The following is a 16,686-nucleotide window of genomic DNA, read 5'->3' as shown; positions in this document are numbered from 1 at the left end:
CGTTATTCGCTGCGCTGCAAGCCGGTGCAACGCGACGCTTCCCCGAGGCTGATCAGCGAACCGGTCGCCGCGATCGTCCCGAGCACCTGCAATCCACGCTCCAGTGAGTGATGAGTTCCCCTCCGCGGCGGCGGTTCTTCGTTCTTCGGCCGCGGACAATACTTTGGTCCGCATCTTTCCCGGAGCATTGACCGGCCGTGGAACAGACTTCGCCTCGGCGGAATTTACCCTCGCGGTGGTTATCGCGCTGTTTCACGGTATGAGAAAGCAAGGTCCACCTGATTTCATTCGGTTTAGCATCGGCCTCGGCGGCAAGCTGTCGTCAGAATGGCCGCCGCAAGAAAAAGACGGGAGGCGCGGGACGGCACGCCGGCACAAAGCCGCAGGGAGGATGTGATGAAGAATTTGGCTGTGATCACGTGTGCTGCGCTCGGCCTGTGGGCGCTCGACTGTTCGAATGTTTTGGCTCAGGCACCGAAAACATTCACGCTAAAATTCAATCACGTGCTTGGCCCGAAGGAGCCATACCACGATGGCTTCCTGAAGTGGGCCAAAGCCGTCGAGCAGCGCACCAATGGCGGCCTCAAGATCGATGTCTTCCATTCCGCGCAACTGGGTCTCGAGGAAGACATCATCGAGCAGATCAGGCAGGGAGCCAATATCGGCCAGAACACCGACGCCGCGCGCATGGGAAACTACGTTCCCGGCATCGCCGTGATGAACGGACCTTATTTCGCCGAGACGCTGGAAGAGGTTGCCAAGCTGCGCAAAGCGCCGACCGTCGCAAAATGGCAGGAAGAACTCGCGACCAAGTTCGGGCTCAAGGTGGTGTCTTTCAACTGGGTGCAAGGCTATCGACATTTCTTTACGAACAAGCCGATAAAGACGCCGGACGATCTGAAGGGCCTGCGCATCCGCACGCCGCCGGCGCCAATTTGGCAAGAGTCGATACGCGCGCTCGGTGCCGTTCCGGTAGCGATGGCATTCGGCGATATGTACCCGGGATTGCAGCAGCGGGCGATCGATGGTGTCGAGCTGGTTTACAACAACATTCCAGGCGGCCGCTTCTACGAGGTGCTTAAAGTCGCGAATGAGACAAGGCACATCATGCTGATCAACTTCGAAGTCGTCAGCGCCAAATGGTTCGACAGCCTGCCGAAGGAGTATCAGGACGCGCTGGTGGAAGAGGCCGATCGAGCCGGAGAGGAGACATCGCGTCAGATCCTGAGGCTGGAGGAAGAAGTTGAGCAGCAATTGAAGTCTCGCGGCATGACGATCAACAAGGATGTCGATCTCGCCGCTTTCCGGAAGGCCGGCGACAAAGCGTTCGAGGTCCTGAAGATCACCGACGCCAGGAACGCGGTGCATAAGGAAATCGGCAAGTAGGTTCCGCTGAATGCAGAAAATCTACCAGCGTGTATGCGCCGCCGAGGCATGGATCGCCTCCGTGTTTCTTATCGTGATGGTAATCCTTATCTTTCTTGGCGGCGTCATGCGGATGCTGGGCCATCCGATCAACTGGTCGACGGATGTTTCGACCGCCCTGTTCGCCTGGGCCTGCTTTCTGTGCGCCGACATTGCCTGGCGGAAGAATAGCATGATGGCCATCGAAGTTTTCGCCAGTCGCCTGCCGGACAAGCTCCGGACGGCGCTGCGTATGGTGAACTACGCATTGATTACCGCGTTCCTGTTTTACCTCCTCGTGATGGGCGCCTATTTATCGTGGATCAGTCGGGTACGCAGCTTCCAGGGTATACCGGAAGTCAGCTACTCCTGGGTCACAATGAGCTTGCCGGTCGGCGCGGCGCTGCTGATCGTGACAACCGCGCTCAAGGTCCGCGGAGAGCTCCGGGGCGAGCGCACCGAATATCGCGCCGTCGACGTCATATGATCCGACGCGCATAGCCATGCTGATCGTAATCATTGCGTTCACAGTACTGATGCTGATCGGAATGCCAGTTGCCTTCGCGATTGGAATTGCCGGCGCGCTGTTCTTCATCCAGCATCCGGAACTGCCGGCAACAATCCCGATACAGGTAACGGTAACCGAGACGCAGAATTTCGCGCTGCTCGCGGTTCCGCTTTTTATCCTCGCCGGCAATTTTCTCAACAACTCCGGCATCACGACCAACCTGCTCAAGCTGGCCACGGTGCTGACAGGAAGAATGCACGGCAGTCTGGCGCAGACCTCTATTGCACTCTCAACGCTGATGAGCGGGGTGACGGGATCCTCGATTGCCGACGCCGCCATGAATGCCCGCATCATCGGTTTGCAGATGCTCAAGCGCGGCTATGCCCGCGGCTATGCGGCCGGCGTGGTTTCGTACGGTTCTCTGCTGGCGCCAATCATTCCCCCCGGGATCGGTTTCATCCTGTATGGCACAGTCGGCCAGGTCTCGATCGGACGGCTGTTTGCCGCCGGCATTATTCCGGGCCTCATGCTGTGGGCAGCTCTCGCCGTTGCGATTGCCATCACCGCCCACCGCCGCGGCTACGGGCCGGAACGCGAGACGCGGGCGACTGGGCGTGAAATCCTGCTGGCGTCGTGGGGTGGCATCTGGGCGATCCTGTTTCCCATCATGCTGTTGGCGGGATTGCGTTACGGCATCTTCACGCCATCGGAAATTGGAGCCTTCGCGGTCATCTATGCGGTGGCGGTGGGGTTCTTCGCTTACCGGATGCTGACGTTCGCGGGTTTCTGTGAAGCCATTGAGGGCAGCCTGGTCGATGTCGGGGCCGTGATGTTCCTGCTCGCGCTCTCGGCCATCTTTGGTTACGGCATCGTGTTTGAGCGAATACCCGAGGTGATTTCCGATTGGATGCTGGGTGTGACGGAAACCGCGCACGTTGTAATGGTGCTCATCGTGCTCTTCATCCTGATCGCCGGCACCTTCATGGAAGGCTCGGTGCTCATCATCATGCTGACGCCCATCTTCCTTCCGCTGGTGACGAAGTACGGGATTGATCCGGTCCATTTCGGGCTCGTGTTCATTATTGCTGCCACGATCGGAAACTACACGCCGCCCGTCGGCGCCGCCATGTTCGTCACCTGCCAGGTGCTGCGTTGTCCTATCAATGAGTACACCCGGGACTCGACGCCGTTCTTGATCGCCGTCACCGTGGTGACCTTGATACTGATCTTTGTCCCCTCACTGGTCTTGCTTGTCCCTGATATGATCTTCGGTGCCGATTTGCGATGAGATCGAACGGGCGGTCGCTCCTGGCCATCGCGTTATTCGCTGCGCTGCGGAATTTGACCGCGATCGGGGCGTGGCGGACATCGATCAAGCCGCATCGATCAAGCTCGATTGATAGGTACGCGTCCCTAACCCGTTGTACGACTCGCCTCGCTTGCAAACACGCTCGGCGTGCAAAACTGCCGGCCGTAGGCCGGCCTATTGGCTTCCGTGGCCTTCCGCGGAGTGCTAGCGTTCAGGCCGAACCCACTCATCTGGGGGAAAATATTCACATGAGTGGTTGGGCTTACATTGCTGTTTCCGACGGATCTGACCTCGTTCCTCGACCTCATACGTCAGCATGGCGATGCGGCCTACAGTTTCATGTTTGCCTATGCGGCCTCGCATAGCCTGCTGCTTGCGCTGTTCGCAGGCTATGCGGCGCATTCGGGCGCGCTGGGTCTTGGCACGCTCATCGTGATCTGCTGGTTCGGCAGTTTCGCCGGCGACGTCATTCGTTTCTGGATCGGGCGGCGCTACGGCGCCCGCTTGCTCCTTCGTTTTCCGCGGTTCGAGCGCCCCGTGAATACCGTCGTCCGCCTGACGGACCGCCACTATGTCTGGATGATCCTGTTTCATCGTTTCCCGCATGGCATCCGCGGGCTCGCGGGATTTGCCTACGGCATATCGCGGCTGCCCTGGTCCACATTCCTCGCGCTCAACTTCGCAGCTGCCGGCCTTTGGTCCGGCGTCGTTGTCTCGGCCGGCTATGCCTTCGGTCAATTCTCCGAGACGTCCATCAACAATGCCTCTTCGGGCCTGGGCATCGTGATGCTGGTCGCGTTCCTCGGCCTGTCCTGGTTGCTCAGCAGGAAGCTCGAGCAGATCGTGGAGCGATACTGAAGCGGGTGCGAGCGGTTGCGGATCGCCGGATGGCGATGCGCACAGCGTAGAAAAGCCACCGGGGCGCACGAATGCGCGCCCCTCGACGAGCGCAATTGCGCTCGCGCAGTGATGACGGGCTCCAGGCGCCCAGAGCGTATGCGCGATGGTGGAGCACGGCGCTTCTGCGCCCTTGCTCACCCTGCGCTTTCGCTTACTCCTCTATTGGGCCGGCAAGGGTGCGACGAAGCCGCTGCGTTTCGCGCCACGTTTCACCAACCTCGTTGCCAAAACGGGCGAGCTTGGTTGCCAAGTGCATGAGGATGAGTGTGACCATGGCTATTGGCCCGGCTTGACAAGCAAGCGACTGATTTGCCGCTCTGCATCATCAGACAGCTTCTGCAGCCCGTGGGCAGCAATATACGCCTCAACAACGCGGTCGGCCCGCCGCTGATTGGACTCGGCGTGGGCGCGCAATAATCGTGCAAAAAATGAGGGTTTTTTGGTCGGAGCAGAAAGCCAGGCCCCAGTGGTTAGAACATTCGCCATTAGATGGCTCCATTATAGGAGTTGTCCTTGGGGCGAATTTCCTTCCTGATTCACAGATAGGTACTGGTAAGCGCTAATGCCAGACCAAATAGCGCGCATTCGTGCATTAATTAGCACCTTCCCGTGCAAATGCGCGAAGCAGTCACGTTGCGGTGAATCGAATCAACGGCTGAGGATGGTGTGTGAGCGGATTGAGCAATGGATGTCGTCGGGTGGGCAAAGCGACTTGTCCGCCGTAGCTCAACGGGCGAAGGCGGAAGCGTGCCCACCATTCAAGGCAAACGCTGTTGATGGAATGGTGGGCACGGCGCAATTGCGCCTTTGCCCACCCTACGGCGCTAATCCGCCATCACGCATTGCGAGGTCGGTATTATTTATCGGCCACCGCCGCCGCCACCTCCGCCACCTCCGCCACCACCTCCGCCGGCATCACGCAGCGCCTGGTTTTCGCGCGGATCGAGATTCCTCATGTAGCTCAGTGAAATGTCGCGGCGGCTGCGGGCGCGAAGCTGCTCCACATAGATGATATGATTGCTGCAAGCCTGCCGCGACACCGCCTGCTCGCAGTACGGGCCCGCCACGAAAGCGGGGGCGGCCACGGCGCTCGTCGCGCCGAGCGCGACCAAGGCTGCCGCAGACAGCATTAACTTCATCGACATCTGTACTCTCCATTCCTTCATTGGGCGATGCCGGAATGGCTCGCACAGGAGTTCGACGACGCCAGACGAAAACCGGTTCGGGGGTGCGGCTGAAAAGTTCGGTCCCCGAGTAACCGCAATGTGAATGAACGTGCGCTTTGCTTGTTCTCGCTTCGCCCACCCTACGAACTCTCGCCGTCATTGCGAGCCAACGGGTCGCGCGAATGCGCGCCCGATGACAGGCTCCGCGAAGCAATCCACCTCTCCGCATGCCGCGCCATGGATTGCTTCGCTTCGCTCGCAACGACGAAGTCAGATATGCCCCATCGCCTTCCGCTCCATCGCATAACGCACCAGCGCGACGAAACGATAGATGCCGTGCACGAACTTGCCGTAGGGCATGGTGACGAACAGCGAGAACACCACGCCGAGATGCAGCGCCAGCAGCGGCCCCATTGCCGCCGTCTCGCGCAGGATCAGCAATGCCATGCCGGTCAGGCTGGTAAGAAACAGCATCACGATGAACGCGATATCCATGCCGTAGCGCGCTTCATCGACCAGCACGGGATCGCGCTTCCATCGTTCAGTGAGCAAGCCGACCGGCCCGATCAGCAGCCCGATACCGCCGAGCGTGCCGAGCACGACCGGCAGATCCCACCATGCATACGGCGCCTCGCGCGCCAGCAGATAATGATACAGCGTCGCGACGCAGGTCGCAGCGAAGCAAAGGACAAAACCGTAGAAGGTGAAATGGTGATAAAGCTTGCGGCGATCGGTCGGGCGGTCGTCCTCGTTGAAGCAGCCGACCCCGCCGCCGTCGAGGTAGCGCAACTCGCCGGCATCACGGATCGCTTGCAACAGAGCGCCGATATCGGTCTTCATGCCCACGGGCTCGCCGATGTCGCGCCAGAACGCGCGCACGCCCTTCACGAGCGCGACGATCGCGTACAGGAACGCCGCGCCGAACAGGGCCGCCATCGCATTGTGCGGCATCAGTTTGTAGAACGCGCCCGGCCCGGTGTGGGTGCCAAACAGCACCTGCCGGTCGTTCAGCGCCGCGAAGCCGAAGATGAACGCGGCGACGCTGAGCGCGGCAACGAGGCTGATGACGAGCCCGTTGCGCGCGAAGGCGCCGGAGAAGGCGCGGGGCCACGTATAGGCCGCGTAGGACTCGGCACGCGCCACGGCCAGCGTCTTCGGCACATTGACGTCGAATTCATGCGGCGGCGAGAACTGGCAGTCGGTGTAGCAGGCGCCGCAGGAATGGCAGAGATTGGCGAGGTAGTTGAGGTCGCCATCGGAAAACGCCCGGCGCATTTCCATCGCCGGAAATACCGCGCAGAGCCCCTCGCAATAGCGGCAGGAATTGCAGACCGTCATCAGCCGGTCGGCTTCCTCCAGAATTCGCGTTCCGTGCATCTGTTGCTTCCTGCGCTCGCGCCGGCCCGCTTACTTCGTCAGCCCCTTGCCCTCGAGCCATTTCTGGATCAGGGCGGCGACCTCGGCATTGTTCTTGTCCATCATCACCATGTGCGAATTACCCTTGATGCCGGCTTGCGGCAGGTCGACGACATCGACGCTACCGCCGGCGGCCTTGACGGCGTCCGCAAAGGCGATGCCGTTGGCGCGGATTTTCGGCCAGCGCGAATCCTTCTCGATGTAGTCGCCATAGACGATCAGCGTCGGGATGTTTTTCAAGGTATCGACCTTGGCGGGATCGCCGAGGCCGGCGGGCTCGATCGCAATCAAGGCCTTGACCTTGTCGGGCCGCGCCTGCGCCACCTTGAAGCCAAAACTGCCGGCCTGGCTGTGGAACAGGATGATGGAAGGGCCGACGCGGTCGATCTCGGCGATATAGGCGGCGATGATCGCGTCATCGGTGGTGGTCCAGCGCGGCACGTTCTGCTTGACGAAATTCTCGTAACCGTCGTTCGGAAACTGGCTGCCCGGCATCAGCGTGCGCTTGGCCGGATCGGGATCATAGGAGCCCGCGCCGTCGCCGATGCGAAAACGCTCGAACGGATTGGCGGTGGTGAGGAACACCGGCTCGCTCTTGAAGATGTCGGGGTATTGCGCCCAGCCGGCGCGGCCGCGCTCGACCGCGTCGGAATTATAGACGGCCCAGCCCTTGCGCAGGAAATAGTTCAGCCAGCCCTCGCGTCCGTCCGGCGTCGTCTCGTAGGTGACGCCAGTCAACCCGCCGCCGTGCCACATCAGCAGCGGATAGGCGCCCTTCTCGTTGGCGGGCAGAAAATACTGCACATACATCTGCTCGACCTGATAGGTGCCGTTGGGGTCAACCTTCGCCGGCACGCCGCCGGGCGTGAAGGTGACTTCCTTCACCGGCTTGCCGGAAATCTCGACCAGCCGCCCGCCGACATGGAACGAGCCCATGTCGCGCAGCGCAATCGGCTCGGCGGCGTTGGCGAGCGTCGTGCTGATCAGAACCGCTACTGCAGAAATAATCACAAGGCGTGTCATGAATCCTCCCTCAGGTCTCGAAGGCATCTAGTTCTTCGCATTCTTCGCCGCTTCCCGTCCCGCCACGCGGCCGAACACGCTGCCGATGGTCATGCCGATGCCGGCGGCATATCCCTTGCCGAGCACGTTGCCGGCCATGATCTCGCCGGCCGCGAACATGTTGGCGGAAGGCTTGCCGTCCTTCATCACCATGCGCGACTGCTTGTTCACGCGGGTGCCGAGATAGGTGAAAGTGATGCCGGGCCGCACCGGATAGGCGAGAAAAGGCGCCGTCTCGATCCTGCGCGCCCAATGGGTCTTCGGCGGCGTGATGCCTTCGGTGCGGCAGTCGTCGAGGATGGTGTGGTCGAAGGTGCCGGGCTGCACCGCGGCATTGAAATCGGTCACCGTTTTCTCCAGCCCGGCCGGTTCGAGCCCGAGCTTATCGGCGAGCTCGGCAAGCGTTGTACCCGCAATCGGCGGAAACAGCGTCGGCATGAAGCTGGTGACAACGGTGGAATCGAAAATGATGTAAGCGATCTGATCCGGCTGGGCGGCCACCAGCCGGCCCCAGATCGCGTAGCGCTTCGGCCAGATGTCTTCGCCCTCGTCGTAGAAGCGCTGGGCGTGCTTGTTGACGACGATGCCGAACACGACCGAGTCGTGCCGGGTGATGATGCCGCCGTCGAATTTCGGCGCGCGGGCGTCGATCGCGACCGCATGGCATTGGGTGGGATCGCCGATGTCCTGCACGCCCTTGTCGAGCAGGAGCTTAAGAATGGAGCCGCGGTTATAGGGCGTGCCGCGGATCAGGAAGTTGTCGGCGGCATCGCCCCAGTATTCCTTGAGCCATTCGATGTTGGCTTCAAATCCACCGGCGGCGGCGACCAGCGCCGAAGCGCGGATTTCGGAGGCGCCATCGATCGGCTGCTTCAGCTTTGCGGACAAGAACATGCCGTCCTCGATCTCAAGGTCAGTCACCTCGGCATCGTAGACGATCTCGACGCCGAGTTTTTCGGCAGTGAGATAAAGCGCATTCAGCATCGCCCTGCCGCCGCCGAGGAAGAACGAATTGGTGCGACCAAGGCTTAGCGTGCCGCCGAGCGAGGGCTGCCAGCGCACGCCCTGTTCGACGATCCAGTTCAGGATGTCCTTGGACTCGGCGATCATGAACTTTGCCAGTTCCTCGTCGGTCTGCCCGCCGGTCAGGCGCAACAGATCGTCCCAGAACTCCTCTTCCGTATAGGGGCCGGTGAGAATCCCGGTAGCGGCATCATGCGCGCAACGCATGTTGCGGGTGTGGCGGGTGTTGCCGCCGCGATAGAACTTTGGCGCGCCCTCCAGCACCAGCACGGAGGCGCCCGCGCGCCGTGCGCTGATCGCGGCGCACAAAGCGGCGTTGCCGCCGCCGATGACAAGCACATCGAATTTTTGAGTGAGATCGACCATGCGCTCTTGTTATCGTTGTTGGCATGGAAATCAAACCGGCGCCCGGCCGGGCAAGTCCATCCGCCCCGGCGTTTTTCTAGCCTGCTGAAGAGGCCGCGTCACGCGTCTCGTGCGTTCCGGAGGGTGGCGTCATGCGACGATGTCGCATGCAATTCGCATTTCGAAATATCTGTTGCGTCAGGGCTTGTTCTGCACGGACGCAAGCAGCCATTGCCGGAAGGCCGACAGCTTTGGCGGATCGGTTCGTCCCGCGGGCGAGACCAGATAGAACCCGGCGTCGGTCGGCAGCGCGATATTGAACGGAACCACCAGCCGGCCCTTGGCGATATCTTCCTGCACATAGGCGGTGCGGCCCATCGCGACGCCGAGGCCGTCAATCGCAGCCTGTACCGTCATGAAGATCAGGTCGAAAGTGACGCCCGGCTGTTTCGAAAAATCGGCCGGCAGTCCGGCCGCCGTCAGCCACAGCCGCCAGTCGTCGCTGTTGATGTTGCTGGTATGCAGCAGCACGTGATCCCGGAGGTCCTCGGGGCATTTCAGCGGTTTGTTGCCTTCAAGCAGCGCCGGGCTGCAGACCGGGAAGAGTTCGTCCGCCATCAGCCAGTCGGCGCGAACGCCCGGCCATTGGCCGCGGCCGTAGCGGATTCCGGCATCGACATTGTCGCGCTGGAAGTCGACCAGGTTGGTCGAGGTGGTGATGCGCACGTCGATGCCGCGATGGGCTTCCTGAAAGGCGGTCAGCCGCGGCAACAGCCATTTGGCGGCGAGCGAGGCCAGTGTCGAGACCGTCAGCACATGGTCGTCGTCCTTGCGCAGCAGGCGGTCGGTCGCAAGCCTGAGATCGTTGAACGCGGCGCGGATGCCGGGGAGATATTCCTGCGCCTGCTGCGTCAGCGTCAGCGAACGGTTCTGGCGGATGAACAGGCGAACGCCGAGCTCTTCCTCCAGCCGCTTGATCTGATGGCTGATCGCGGTCTGCGTGACATTCAGCTCGGACGCCGCCTGAGTGAAGCTCAAATGCCGGGCGGCGGCCTCAAATGCCCGCAATCCATTCAGCGACGGCAGCCTGGCGGTCATTCAGCGGTCCCCAGATACATGAGCTTATATCATCCGAAACGGTACAAAGTGTCGTTTGTGAATGGCTCTAATAGGACAGATATTCGCGGCAACAGATTACTATAGGAGCTGAGAATGTCCACTTACACGCATGAATCGATGATAAATCATCATGGTACTGGCTTTTTGACCCAGGTGGCCGAAACCCTAAATCTCTGGCGGCAGCGCTACCGGTCACGTCGCGAGCTGGCCCAGTGGTCCGAGCGGGAACTCCATGACATCGGCATCTCCTGGAGCGACATCGCCTACGAGACCGAAAAGCCGTTCTGGCGGGCCTAGATGGCAGCCAGGCCGGCGTCGCCTGATCACGGGGACGCCGGCCAATTTTCCTGAGCTCCGCGGGAGCGACCCATGAGCACGATGCGCCTCGACGATCTCAAACAATATTCTGACGTGCTGCGTTCACGGCACGGCGAGGCTGTGACCGTGCGCTTCGTCGAGCCGCGCGATGCCGGGGCGCTGCAGAACTATTTCCGCTCGCTGACGACGCGCTCCCGCTACAACCGTTTTCTCGGCGCGGCCAGCGAACTGCCGCCATCCGAACTCGATCGCTTCATCCATGTCGGCGAGGCTGACCGGTTCAGCGTGATCGCGACCATGCTAATTGACGGCCGCGAGACCATCGTCGGCGAAGCGCGGTATGCCTTTGACAGCGAAACCGCCTCGATCGAATTCGGCCTGTCGATCGACGACCGCTGGCAGGGTCATGGCATCGGCAAGGCGCTGTTGAAGAATCTGGAATGCCGCGCGGCTTCATTCGGTGCCGCGCGCGTGTTCGGCGACACGCTGCGCTCCAATGACGCGATGATCGCGCTCGCTCGCAAGGCCGGCTACGCCTTCACCAATACCCCCGGCGACTGGAAGCTGACGCGCTTCCAGAAGCAGGTCCATGTCGAACCGCAGGAAATCCCATGCGCCAGTTGGCGGCTTGCCGCCGTCTCTCCCAGCGCAATGTCCTCGCTTGCGGCTTGACGACTGAGCCCGGTTCTGGCCGTACCAGAACCGGGCTATTTTCTCCTGACAGCGCGCTCCGCTTCATCCGGGCTACGGCGCCGCTCAACTTCCCCTGAACACCGGTTTGCGCTTGTCGATGAAGGCCTGCGCGGCCTCCCTGTGGTCGGCTGTCACCTGGGCTCGGATCATGCGCTCGGCCTCATGATCGCGCGCTGTGGCGAAATCGAACATCAAGGCTTCGTCCAGATTGTCCTTCATGTAGCGGATCGCGATCGTCGGTCCTTCGGCGATCGATTTAGCGAGCGCGAAGGCCTCCGCGTGCAGCCTGTCGTCGGGGACCACGCGGTTCACCAAGCCGATCGCCTCGCACCTGGCCGCATCGACCCTGTCGCAAGTGAACATCAATTCTCGTGCCCGCGACGTGCCGACCAATCGTGTCAGGAGCCAGGCGATACCATAATCGCCGCTCAGACCCACCTTGAGGTAGCCGGTGGAAAGGAATGCCGATTGCGCGGCGATTCGCATGTCGCAGGCCATCGCCAGAGCGAGCCCGGCGCCGACCGCGGGGCCGGGCAGGGCGGCAATGGTCGGCTTGCGCACCGAGACTAGCGCGCCGGTCAGGAGACGCTGTCGCTCCTGCAGATCGGCGACCCGCTCGTCATGGGACATTGCGAGCTTAGTCTTGTCGCGATTCGCCCCCATGCCCTTGACGTTGCCGCCGGCGCAGAACGCGGTGCCCGCGCCAGTGAGCAGCAACACGCCGACATCGGGATTCTCACCGCAGGCCTTGATCATGTTGCGCAAGGCCGGGGTCAGATTATCCGACATCGCGTTGCGCGCCTCGGGACGGTTCAGCGTGATGATGGCGACGCGGTCGCGGATCACGCAGAGCAGTTCGTCGGTGCCGGTGTCGATTTTGGTTTCGGTGGTCATGTGTCCCCCAGTTGTTGTTAGCCCCGTCATTCCGGGATGGTCCGAAGGACCAGACCCGGAATCTCGAGATTCCGGGTTCGATGCTTCGCATCGCCCCGGAATGACGGCATTGGTTGTTAAAACTTCTCCACCCACGGACGCAGTTCGACCTCCCAGGTCCAGGCGCTGCGCGGTTGCTGCAGTACGCTCCAGTAGCTCAATGCAATCGCATCCGGATCGAGCATCGAGTCCGGCCGGTCGGCCGGCTCGCTACGCGCCGCGCTGCGGATGCCGCCGTCGATGACGAAATGCGCGACATGAATACCCTGCGGCGACAATTCGCGCGCCATGCTCTGGGCGAGCCCGCGTAGCGCGAATTTGCCCATCGCAAACGGCGCCGATTGCGGATAGCCCTTGACGCTGGCGGAGGCGCCGGTGAACAGGATCGCGCCGTGCTTGTTCGGCAGCATACGGAGCGCCGCCTGCTGCGCCACCTGGAAGCCGCCGAAACCGGAAACCGCAATCGCCTGCGCAACATCCGCCGGCACCAGATCAGTAAAGGCGCCGCGCACCCGCCCGCTGGCGTTGTAGACGACGATATCGGGTGTGCCGATCTCACGCTCGACCATGCCGAACAGACGCTCGACCTCCTCGGCTTCGGTCGCATTGCAGGCAAAGGCGCGAGCGCCCGTCTCGGTGCAGAGCGCGCCGAGCTTTTCGATTTTGCGTGCGGCGAGGGCAACCTTAATGCCTTCGCGCGCGAGCAACCGCGCCAGCGATGCGCTCAATCCTTCGCCGGCACCGACGATCAGGGCAATCTTGTATTTTGGCGATTCCATGGGCGCGGTCCTCCGGTGGTCAAGACTTGGTATCTAGGCGCGCAATCTCGCAAGGCAACCCGAGGAGGCGAGGATAGGCTCGAGATCGCACCCGTCGGCTGCGTTTCGCAAAAATCCATTGGAGCCGAATGTCCTTGCAGCGGAAATAGCAACGACATCCCGGTGCCGATGATGCGGTATCCGTCCGCCATGGGGCGGTCCTCCAATGATGGTTGTTGACGGCGCGTCCGCCTGCGCTATCGGTAGATGATCAATATGGGGCGGAACGGACAAGGGCTAAAAATGCATCCACTTATGCAGGACCGTGCATCAGCGGCAGTCAATCAGCCGGGATTGCTCGCGCCTGATACGACGGGAATGAATTTCTACCGGGCCGATCCGGCATTGACGGATCTGCTTCGCTTGCATCTCCCTGATGCATTGTTCCGCCATATCGAGCCGCATCTCGATCGCCTCGGCGAGCTGGCCGGCGGCTATCTCGACGAATGCGCGCGGCTCGCCGACCGCCACACGCCGGTGCTGCACCAGCGCGACAAGTTCGGCCGCGATACCCAATACATCGAATATCACCCGGCCTATCGCGAACTGGAAAAAGCCGCGTTCGGCGAGTTCGGCATTCACGCGCTGTCGATCCGCAAGGGCATCATGGGCTGGCCGGACAAATACCCTGTGGTGGCCAAGCACGCCTTCACGTTCCTGTTCAATCAGACCGAGTTCGGCATGGGCTGTCCGATCAACGTCACCGACGGCTGTGCCAAACTACTCAACAATTTCGGCAGCGAAGCGCTAAAGGCGAAGTATCTGGACGGCCTGACCCAGACCGACATGAGCAAACTCACCCAGGGCGGCCAGTTCATGACCGAGAAGGAGGGCGGCTCCGACGTCGGCACGCTGACGACGAAAGCCGTGCAGGAAGGCGACCACTGGCGGCTCTATGGCGAAAAGTGGTTCTGCTCCAATGCCGATGCCAAGGTGGTGATGCTGTTGGCGCGGCCCGAGGGAGCAGGTCCCGGCACGCGCGGCGTCGGGCTGTTCCTGATGCCGCGGCACCTCGACGACGGCTCGCAAAACCACTATCGGATCGTTCGCCTGAAGGACAAGCTCGGCACCCGTTCGATGGCATCCGGCGAGATCAAGTTCGAGGGTGCGATTGCCTATGCGGTCGGCAAGCTCGATCGCGGTTTTGTACAGATGGCCGAGATGGTCAATTCCTCGCGGCTTAGTAATGGCGTCAAATCCACCGCGCTGATGCGGCGCGCGTATCATGACGCGATGACGGTCGCGAAAAATCGCGTGGTGTTCGGCCAGCGTATCGTCGACTTGCCGCTGGCGCGCCGGCAATTGATGAAGATCATGCTGCCGACCGAGCAGGCGCTGTCGGTGAGTTTTCTCACGGCAGATGCGCTCGATCGGGCGGAGGCCGGCAGCCAGGATGCGGCGGCGCTGCTGCGGATCCTGACGCCGACCCTGAAATTCCGCGCGACGCGCGATGCACGAAAAGTCTGCGGCGATGCCTTGGAGATGCGCGGTGGCATCGGCTATATCGAGGAATTCGCCACTGCGCGGCTGCTGCGCGATGCCCATCTCGGATCGATCTGGGAAGGCACCGGCAACATCGTCGCGATCGATGCGCTGACGCGCGCGGTCGGTCGTCACGGTGCCGATGCGGCGTTGGCGGCGGACCTGCACGCCCGTCTCGACGACAGCGCCAACGTGCCGCAGGCCTGGCGCGACCGCCTGCGGGACTTGACCGACCGCGCCGTCGGCTTCGCGCGCGAAGTGGCCAGCCGGAGCGACAATGAGGGCGATGCGCGGCGCGCCACCAGCCTGCTCTATCATGTCGCCAGCGCGGTCGCGCTGGCCTGGGAGGGCGGTCGCATCCACGAAATGCGCGGCGATGCCAAGCGGCTATTGCTGTCGCGCATGGTGGTTGACCACCGCGTTGCGGCGGGCGACCCGTTCCGGCTTGCGGAAAACGCGACGCAGCGCGCCATCACCGATCATTTGCTCGGCGAGCGCAACGTCGGCATGGCCGAGGTTGGCGAATTGCTCGTCGCGGCGTAGGCTGCCGTTAGTTCTGGTTCAAAATAACATAAATTACAGGGAGTACCCGATGAAGGCCGCCGTCCTGCATGAAGTCAACAAGCCGCTGGTGATCGAGGATGTCAGCGTGCCAAATCCCGGCCCGCGCGAAGTCCTGATCCGCACGCGCGTCGCCGGCCTCTGTCATTCCGACCTGCATTTCATGGAGGGTCTGTATCCGCATCCGCTGCCGGCCGTGCTTGGCCATGAATCCGCCGGCGTCGTCGAAATGGTCGGTTCCGACGTCACCTATGTGAAACCCGGCGATCACGTCGTGACCTGCCTGTCGGTGTTCTGCGGCACCTGCGACAACTGCACCACCGGCCGCACGGTGCTCTGCACCGACACGACAGTAAAAATGCTGCCCGGCCAGTCCAACCGGCTGTCCTGGGCGCGTGATGAGAAGCTCCATCAGTTCCTCAACCTCTCGTCCTTCGCCGAGCAGATGCTGGTGCACGAAAACGCCATCGTCAAAATCCGGAAGGACATGCCGCTGGAGCTGGCGGCGCTGATCGGCTGCGGCGTCATCACCGGCTATGGCGCGGTGGTGAACACCGCCAAGGTCCAGGCCGGAGAGACGGTCGCCGTGATCGGTTGCGGCGGTGTCGGCATGGCCGCGATCAATGGGGCTGCGATCGCGGGCGCCGGCCGCATCATCGCGATCGATACCAACCCGGTGAAATTGCAGCTTGCCACCAAGCTCGGCGCTACTGATATCGTCGATCCCTCCCGCGGCGACGTCGTGCAGCAGGTGCGCGAACTCACCGGCGGCGGCGTGCATCACTCCTTCGAGGTGCTGGGCCGCAAGGAAACCGCCGAGCAGTCCTTTGCCATGCTGGCGGCCGGCGGCACCGCGACCATCGTCGGCATGATCCCGTTCGGCCAGAAGATCGAGCTGCATGGCTTCGACTTCCTCAGGGAGCGCCGGATCCAGGGGTCGTCGATGGGCTCCAACCATTTCCGCGTCGACATGCCCCGCCTGGTCGAATTCTACATGCGCGGCAAGCTGCATCTGGAAGACTGGATCTCGGCCAAGCTGAAGCTCTCCGAGATAAATGAGGGCTTTGCCAACATGAAGGCCGGCAAGACGCTGCGCAGCGTGATCATGTTTGATAGTTGACGGTCGTCATTCCGGGGCAGCCCGCAGGGCTGAACTATGGTGCGCAATTGCGCACCTGAGAATCTCGCGCCACGACCTCTGGATTCCCCAATGCGCAATTGCGCATCTGAGGTTCGCGCTGGCGCGCGCCCCGGAATGACGGGCGTTATTACCGCGTCACATGCGCTGACACTGCGAGCCACTTGCCGTTCTGCTTGGCCCAGCAATCGGTATAGCGGCCGTGCGCCTGTTGGCCATCCGGCGTGGTGTAGCTCGTCGCTGCGTGAATGATGGCGAAGTCGCCGAGGATTCTGATCTTCACGTCTTCCGCGCGCAGGTTCTTGATCGCGACCGGCTTTGCGGTCTGTCGTAGGAACGCGGCGCGATCGACCAGCGACTTGTCGGGATTAGAGCAGTAGAAATCGGCTGCGAGGATTTCGTCAAAGCGCTTGACGTCGGAATTCTGCACGGACGCGACATAGTCGTGGTTGAGCTCTGTCAGCTCGGCGAGGTCGTTGTTCATGATTTCC

The 16,686-nt window shown here is 61.9% G+C and carries 17 protein-coding genes; 8 read left to right on the top strand and 9 right to left on the bottom strand.

Features of this window, described 5'->3' with window-relative positions; genetic code table 11:
• The first annotated feature begins 396 nt into the window (after positions 1 to 396).
• The 4 genes from C7G61_RS01070 (at position 397) to C7G61_RS01055 (ending at position 4,079) form a co-directional block, all read left to right on the top strand.
• Entirely contained in the window at positions 397 to 1,386 is a 990-nt protein-coding gene (locus tag C7G61_RS01070) for a C4-dicarboxylate TRAP transporter substrate-binding protein (protein ID WP_108512223.1), read from the top strand.
• Between the two features lie 10 nt (positions 1,387 to 1,396).
• The gene (locus C7G61_RS01065; RefSeq protein ID WP_108512222.1) at positions 1,397 to 1,891 is read left to right on the top strand and encodes a TRAP transporter small permease; all 495 of its coding nucleotides are present in this window, start codon (positions 1,397 to 1,399) and stop codon (positions 1,889 to 1,891) included.
• Positions 1,892 to 1,907: 16 nt separating this feature from the next.
• Positions 1,908 to 3,200: a TRAP transporter large permease gene (locus tag C7G61_RS01060; protein ID WP_108512221.1), complete on the top strand. Its 1,293-nt coding sequence runs from the start codon at positions 1,908 to 1,910 to the stop codon at positions 3,198 to 3,200.
• Positions 3,201 to 3,473: 273 nt separating this feature from the next.
• Complete coding sequence (locus tag C7G61_RS01055) at positions 3,474 to 4,079, top strand: DedA family protein (protein WP_145963536.1); 606 nt, start codon at positions 3,474 to 3,476, stop codon at positions 4,077 to 4,079.
• A 318-nt stretch (positions 4,080 to 4,397) separates the two neighbouring features.
• On the opposite strand, the gene C7G61_RS43745 is transcribed toward C7G61_RS01055, so the two are convergent.
• The 6 genes from C7G61_RS43745 to C7G61_RS01030 all read right to left on the bottom strand — a co-directional run bounded on the left by C7G61_RS43745 (position 4,398) and on the right by C7G61_RS01030 (position 10,231).
• Positions 4,398 to 4,607, bottom strand: a complete 210-nt coding sequence (locus C7G61_RS43745) for a hypothetical protein (RefSeq protein ID WP_145963535.1) — start codon at positions 4,605 to 4,607, stop codon at positions 4,398 to 4,400.
• A gap of 374 nt (positions 4,608 to 4,981) precedes the next feature.
• Positions 4,982 to 5,266 (bottom strand): hypothetical protein, encoded by a 285-nt coding sequence (locus tag C7G61_RS01050; RefSeq protein WP_108512219.1) that lies wholly within the window; start codon positions 5,264 to 5,266, stop codon positions 4,982 to 4,984.
• 291 nt (positions 5,267 to 5,557) lie between these two features.
• Positions 5,558 to 6,664 carry a tricarballylate utilization 4Fe-4S protein TcuB gene (gene tcuB, locus C7G61_RS01045; protein ID WP_108512218.1) on the bottom strand — a complete coding sequence of 369 codons (1,107 nt, stop codon included), beginning with the start codon at positions 6,662 to 6,664 and terminating at the stop codon, positions 5,558 to 5,560.
• Positions 6,665 to 6,694: 30 nt separating this feature from the next.
• Entirely contained in the window at positions 6,695 to 7,726 is a 1,032-nt protein-coding gene (locus tag C7G61_RS01040; RefSeq protein ID WP_108512217.1) for an alpha/beta hydrolase, read from the bottom strand.
• 27 nt (positions 7,727 to 7,753) lie between these two features.
• A complete protein-coding gene (tcuA, locus tag C7G61_RS01035) occupies positions 7,754 to 9,154 on the bottom strand; it encodes an FAD-dependent tricarballylate dehydrogenase TcuA (RefSeq protein WP_108512216.1) in 1,401 nt (466 codons plus the stop codon).
• 177 nt (positions 9,155 to 9,331) lie between these two features.
• Complete coding sequence (locus tag C7G61_RS01030; RefSeq protein ID WP_108512215.1) at positions 9,332 to 10,231, bottom strand: transcriptional regulator GcvA; 900 nt, start codon at positions 10,229 to 10,231, stop codon at positions 9,332 to 9,334.
• A gap of 114 nt (positions 10,232 to 10,345) precedes the next feature.
• Between C7G61_RS01030 and C7G61_RS01025 the strand changes: the two genes are divergently transcribed.
• The gene (locus C7G61_RS01025) at positions 10,346 to 10,549 is read left to right on the top strand and encodes a DUF1127 domain-containing protein (protein ID WP_190241609.1); all 204 of its coding nucleotides are present in this window, start codon (positions 10,346 to 10,348) and stop codon (positions 10,547 to 10,549) included.
• A 72-nt stretch (positions 10,550 to 10,621) separates the two neighbouring features.
• The gene (locus C7G61_RS01020) at positions 10,622 to 11,242 is read left to right on the top strand and encodes a GNAT family N-acetyltransferase (RefSeq protein ID WP_108512214.1); all 621 of its coding nucleotides are present in this window, start codon (positions 10,622 to 10,624) and stop codon (positions 11,240 to 11,242) included.
• Between the two features lie 84 nt (positions 11,243 to 11,326).
• On the opposite strand, the gene C7G61_RS01015 is transcribed toward C7G61_RS01020, so the two are convergent.
• Positions 11,327 to 12,157 carry an enoyl-CoA hydratase gene (locus C7G61_RS01015; protein WP_108512213.1) on the bottom strand — a complete coding sequence of 277 codons (831 nt, stop codon included), beginning with the start codon at positions 12,155 to 12,157 and terminating at the stop codon, positions 11,327 to 11,329.
• A 116-nt stretch (positions 12,158 to 12,273) separates the two neighbouring features.
• On the bottom strand, positions 12,274 to 12,975 hold the full coding sequence (locus tag C7G61_RS01010; protein WP_108512212.1) for an SDR family NAD(P)-dependent oxidoreductase: 702 nt from the start codon (positions 12,973 to 12,975) through the stop codon (positions 12,274 to 12,276).
• Positions 12,976 to 13,257: 282 nt separating this feature from the next.
• Between C7G61_RS01010 and C7G61_RS01005 the strand changes: the two genes are divergently transcribed.
• Together C7G61_RS01005 and C7G61_RS01000 are read left to right on the top strand one after the other, a co-directional pair.
• A complete protein-coding gene (locus C7G61_RS01005) occupies positions 13,258 to 15,039 on the top strand; it encodes an acyl-CoA dehydrogenase family protein (protein WP_108512211.1) in 1,782 nt (593 codons plus the stop codon).
• A gap of 49 nt (positions 15,040 to 15,088) precedes the next feature.
• Positions 15,089 to 16,177, top strand: a complete 1,089-nt coding sequence (locus C7G61_RS01000; RefSeq protein ID WP_108512210.1) for a Zn-dependent alcohol dehydrogenase — start codon at positions 15,089 to 15,091, stop codon at positions 16,175 to 16,177.
• Positions 16,178 to 16,325: 148 nt separating this feature from the next.
• Here C7G61_RS01000 and C7G61_RS00995 read toward each other — a convergent pair whose 3' ends face one another.
• On the bottom strand, positions 16,326 to 16,679 hold the full coding sequence (locus tag C7G61_RS00995; RefSeq protein ID WP_108512209.1) for a nuclear transport factor 2 family protein: 354 nt from the start codon (positions 16,677 to 16,679) through the stop codon (positions 16,326 to 16,328).
• Positions 16,680 to 16,686 lie beyond the last annotated feature (7 nt).

The organism is Bradyrhizobium algeriense, assembly GCF_003062295.1.
GTDB lineage: Bacteria > Pseudomonadota > Alphaproteobacteria > Rhizobiales > Xanthobacteraceae > Bradyrhizobium > Bradyrhizobium algeriense.
This window is presented reverse-complemented; position numbering and strand designations above follow the sequence as displayed.

Bases quoted from the DNA above. Each gene is read 5' to 3' on its own strand.
- C7G61_RS01070 (WP_108512223.1), top strand. From the start codon at position 397: ATGAAGAATTTGGCTGTGATCACGTGTGCTGCGCTCGGCCTGTGGGCG.
- C7G61_RS01065 (WP_108512222.1), top strand. From the start codon at position 1,397: ATGCAGAAAATCTACCAGCGTGTATGCGCCGCCGAGGCATGGATCGCC.
- C7G61_RS01060 (WP_108512221.1), top strand. From the start codon at position 1,908: ATGCTGATCGTAATCATTGCGTTCACAGTACTGATGCTGATCGGAATG.
- C7G61_RS43745 (WP_145963535.1), bottom strand. From the start codon at position 4,607: ATGGCGAATGTTCTAACCACTGGGGCCTGGCTTTCTGCTCCGACCAAA.
- C7G61_RS01050 (WP_108512219.1), bottom strand. From the start codon at position 5,266: ATGTCGATGAAGTTAATGCTGTCTGCGGCAGCCTTGGTCGCGCTCGGC.
- tcuB (WP_108512218.1), bottom strand. From the start codon at position 6,664: ATGCACGGAACGCGAATTCTGGAGGAAGCCGACCGGCTGATGACGGTC.
- C7G61_RS01040 (WP_108512217.1), bottom strand. From the start codon at position 7,726: ATGACACGCCTTGTGATTATTTCTGCAGTAGCGGTTCTGATCAGCACG.
- tcuA (WP_108512216.1), bottom strand. From the start codon at position 9,154: ATGGTCGATCTCACTCAAAAATTCGATGTGCTTGTCATCGGCGGCGGC.
- C7G61_RS01030 (WP_108512215.1), bottom strand. From the start codon at position 10,231: ATGACCGCCAGGCTGCCGTCGCTGAATGGATTGCGGGCATTTGAGGCC.
- C7G61_RS01025 (WP_190241609.1), top strand. From the start codon at position 10,346: ATGTCCACTTACACGCATGAATCGATGATAAATCATCATGGTACTGGC.
- C7G61_RS01020 (WP_108512214.1), top strand. From the start codon at position 10,622: ATGAGCACGATGCGCCTCGACGATCTCAAACAATATTCTGACGTGCTG.
- C7G61_RS01015 (WP_108512213.1), bottom strand. From the start codon at position 12,157: ATGACCACCGAAACCAAAATCGACACCGGCACCGACGAACTGCTCTGC.
- C7G61_RS01010 (WP_108512212.1), bottom strand. From the start codon at position 12,975: ATGGAATCGCCAAAATACAAGATTGCCCTGATCGTCGGTGCCGGCGAA.
- C7G61_RS01005 (WP_108512211.1), top strand. From the start codon at position 13,258: ATGCATCCACTTATGCAGGACCGTGCATCAGCGGCAGTCAATCAGCCG.
- C7G61_RS01000 (WP_108512210.1), top strand. From the start codon at position 15,089: ATGAAGGCCGCCGTCCTGCATGAAGTCAACAAGCCGCTGGTGATCGAG.
- C7G61_RS00995 (WP_108512209.1), bottom strand. From the start codon at position 16,679: ATGAACAACGACCTCGCCGAGCTGACAGAGCTCAACCACGACTATGTC.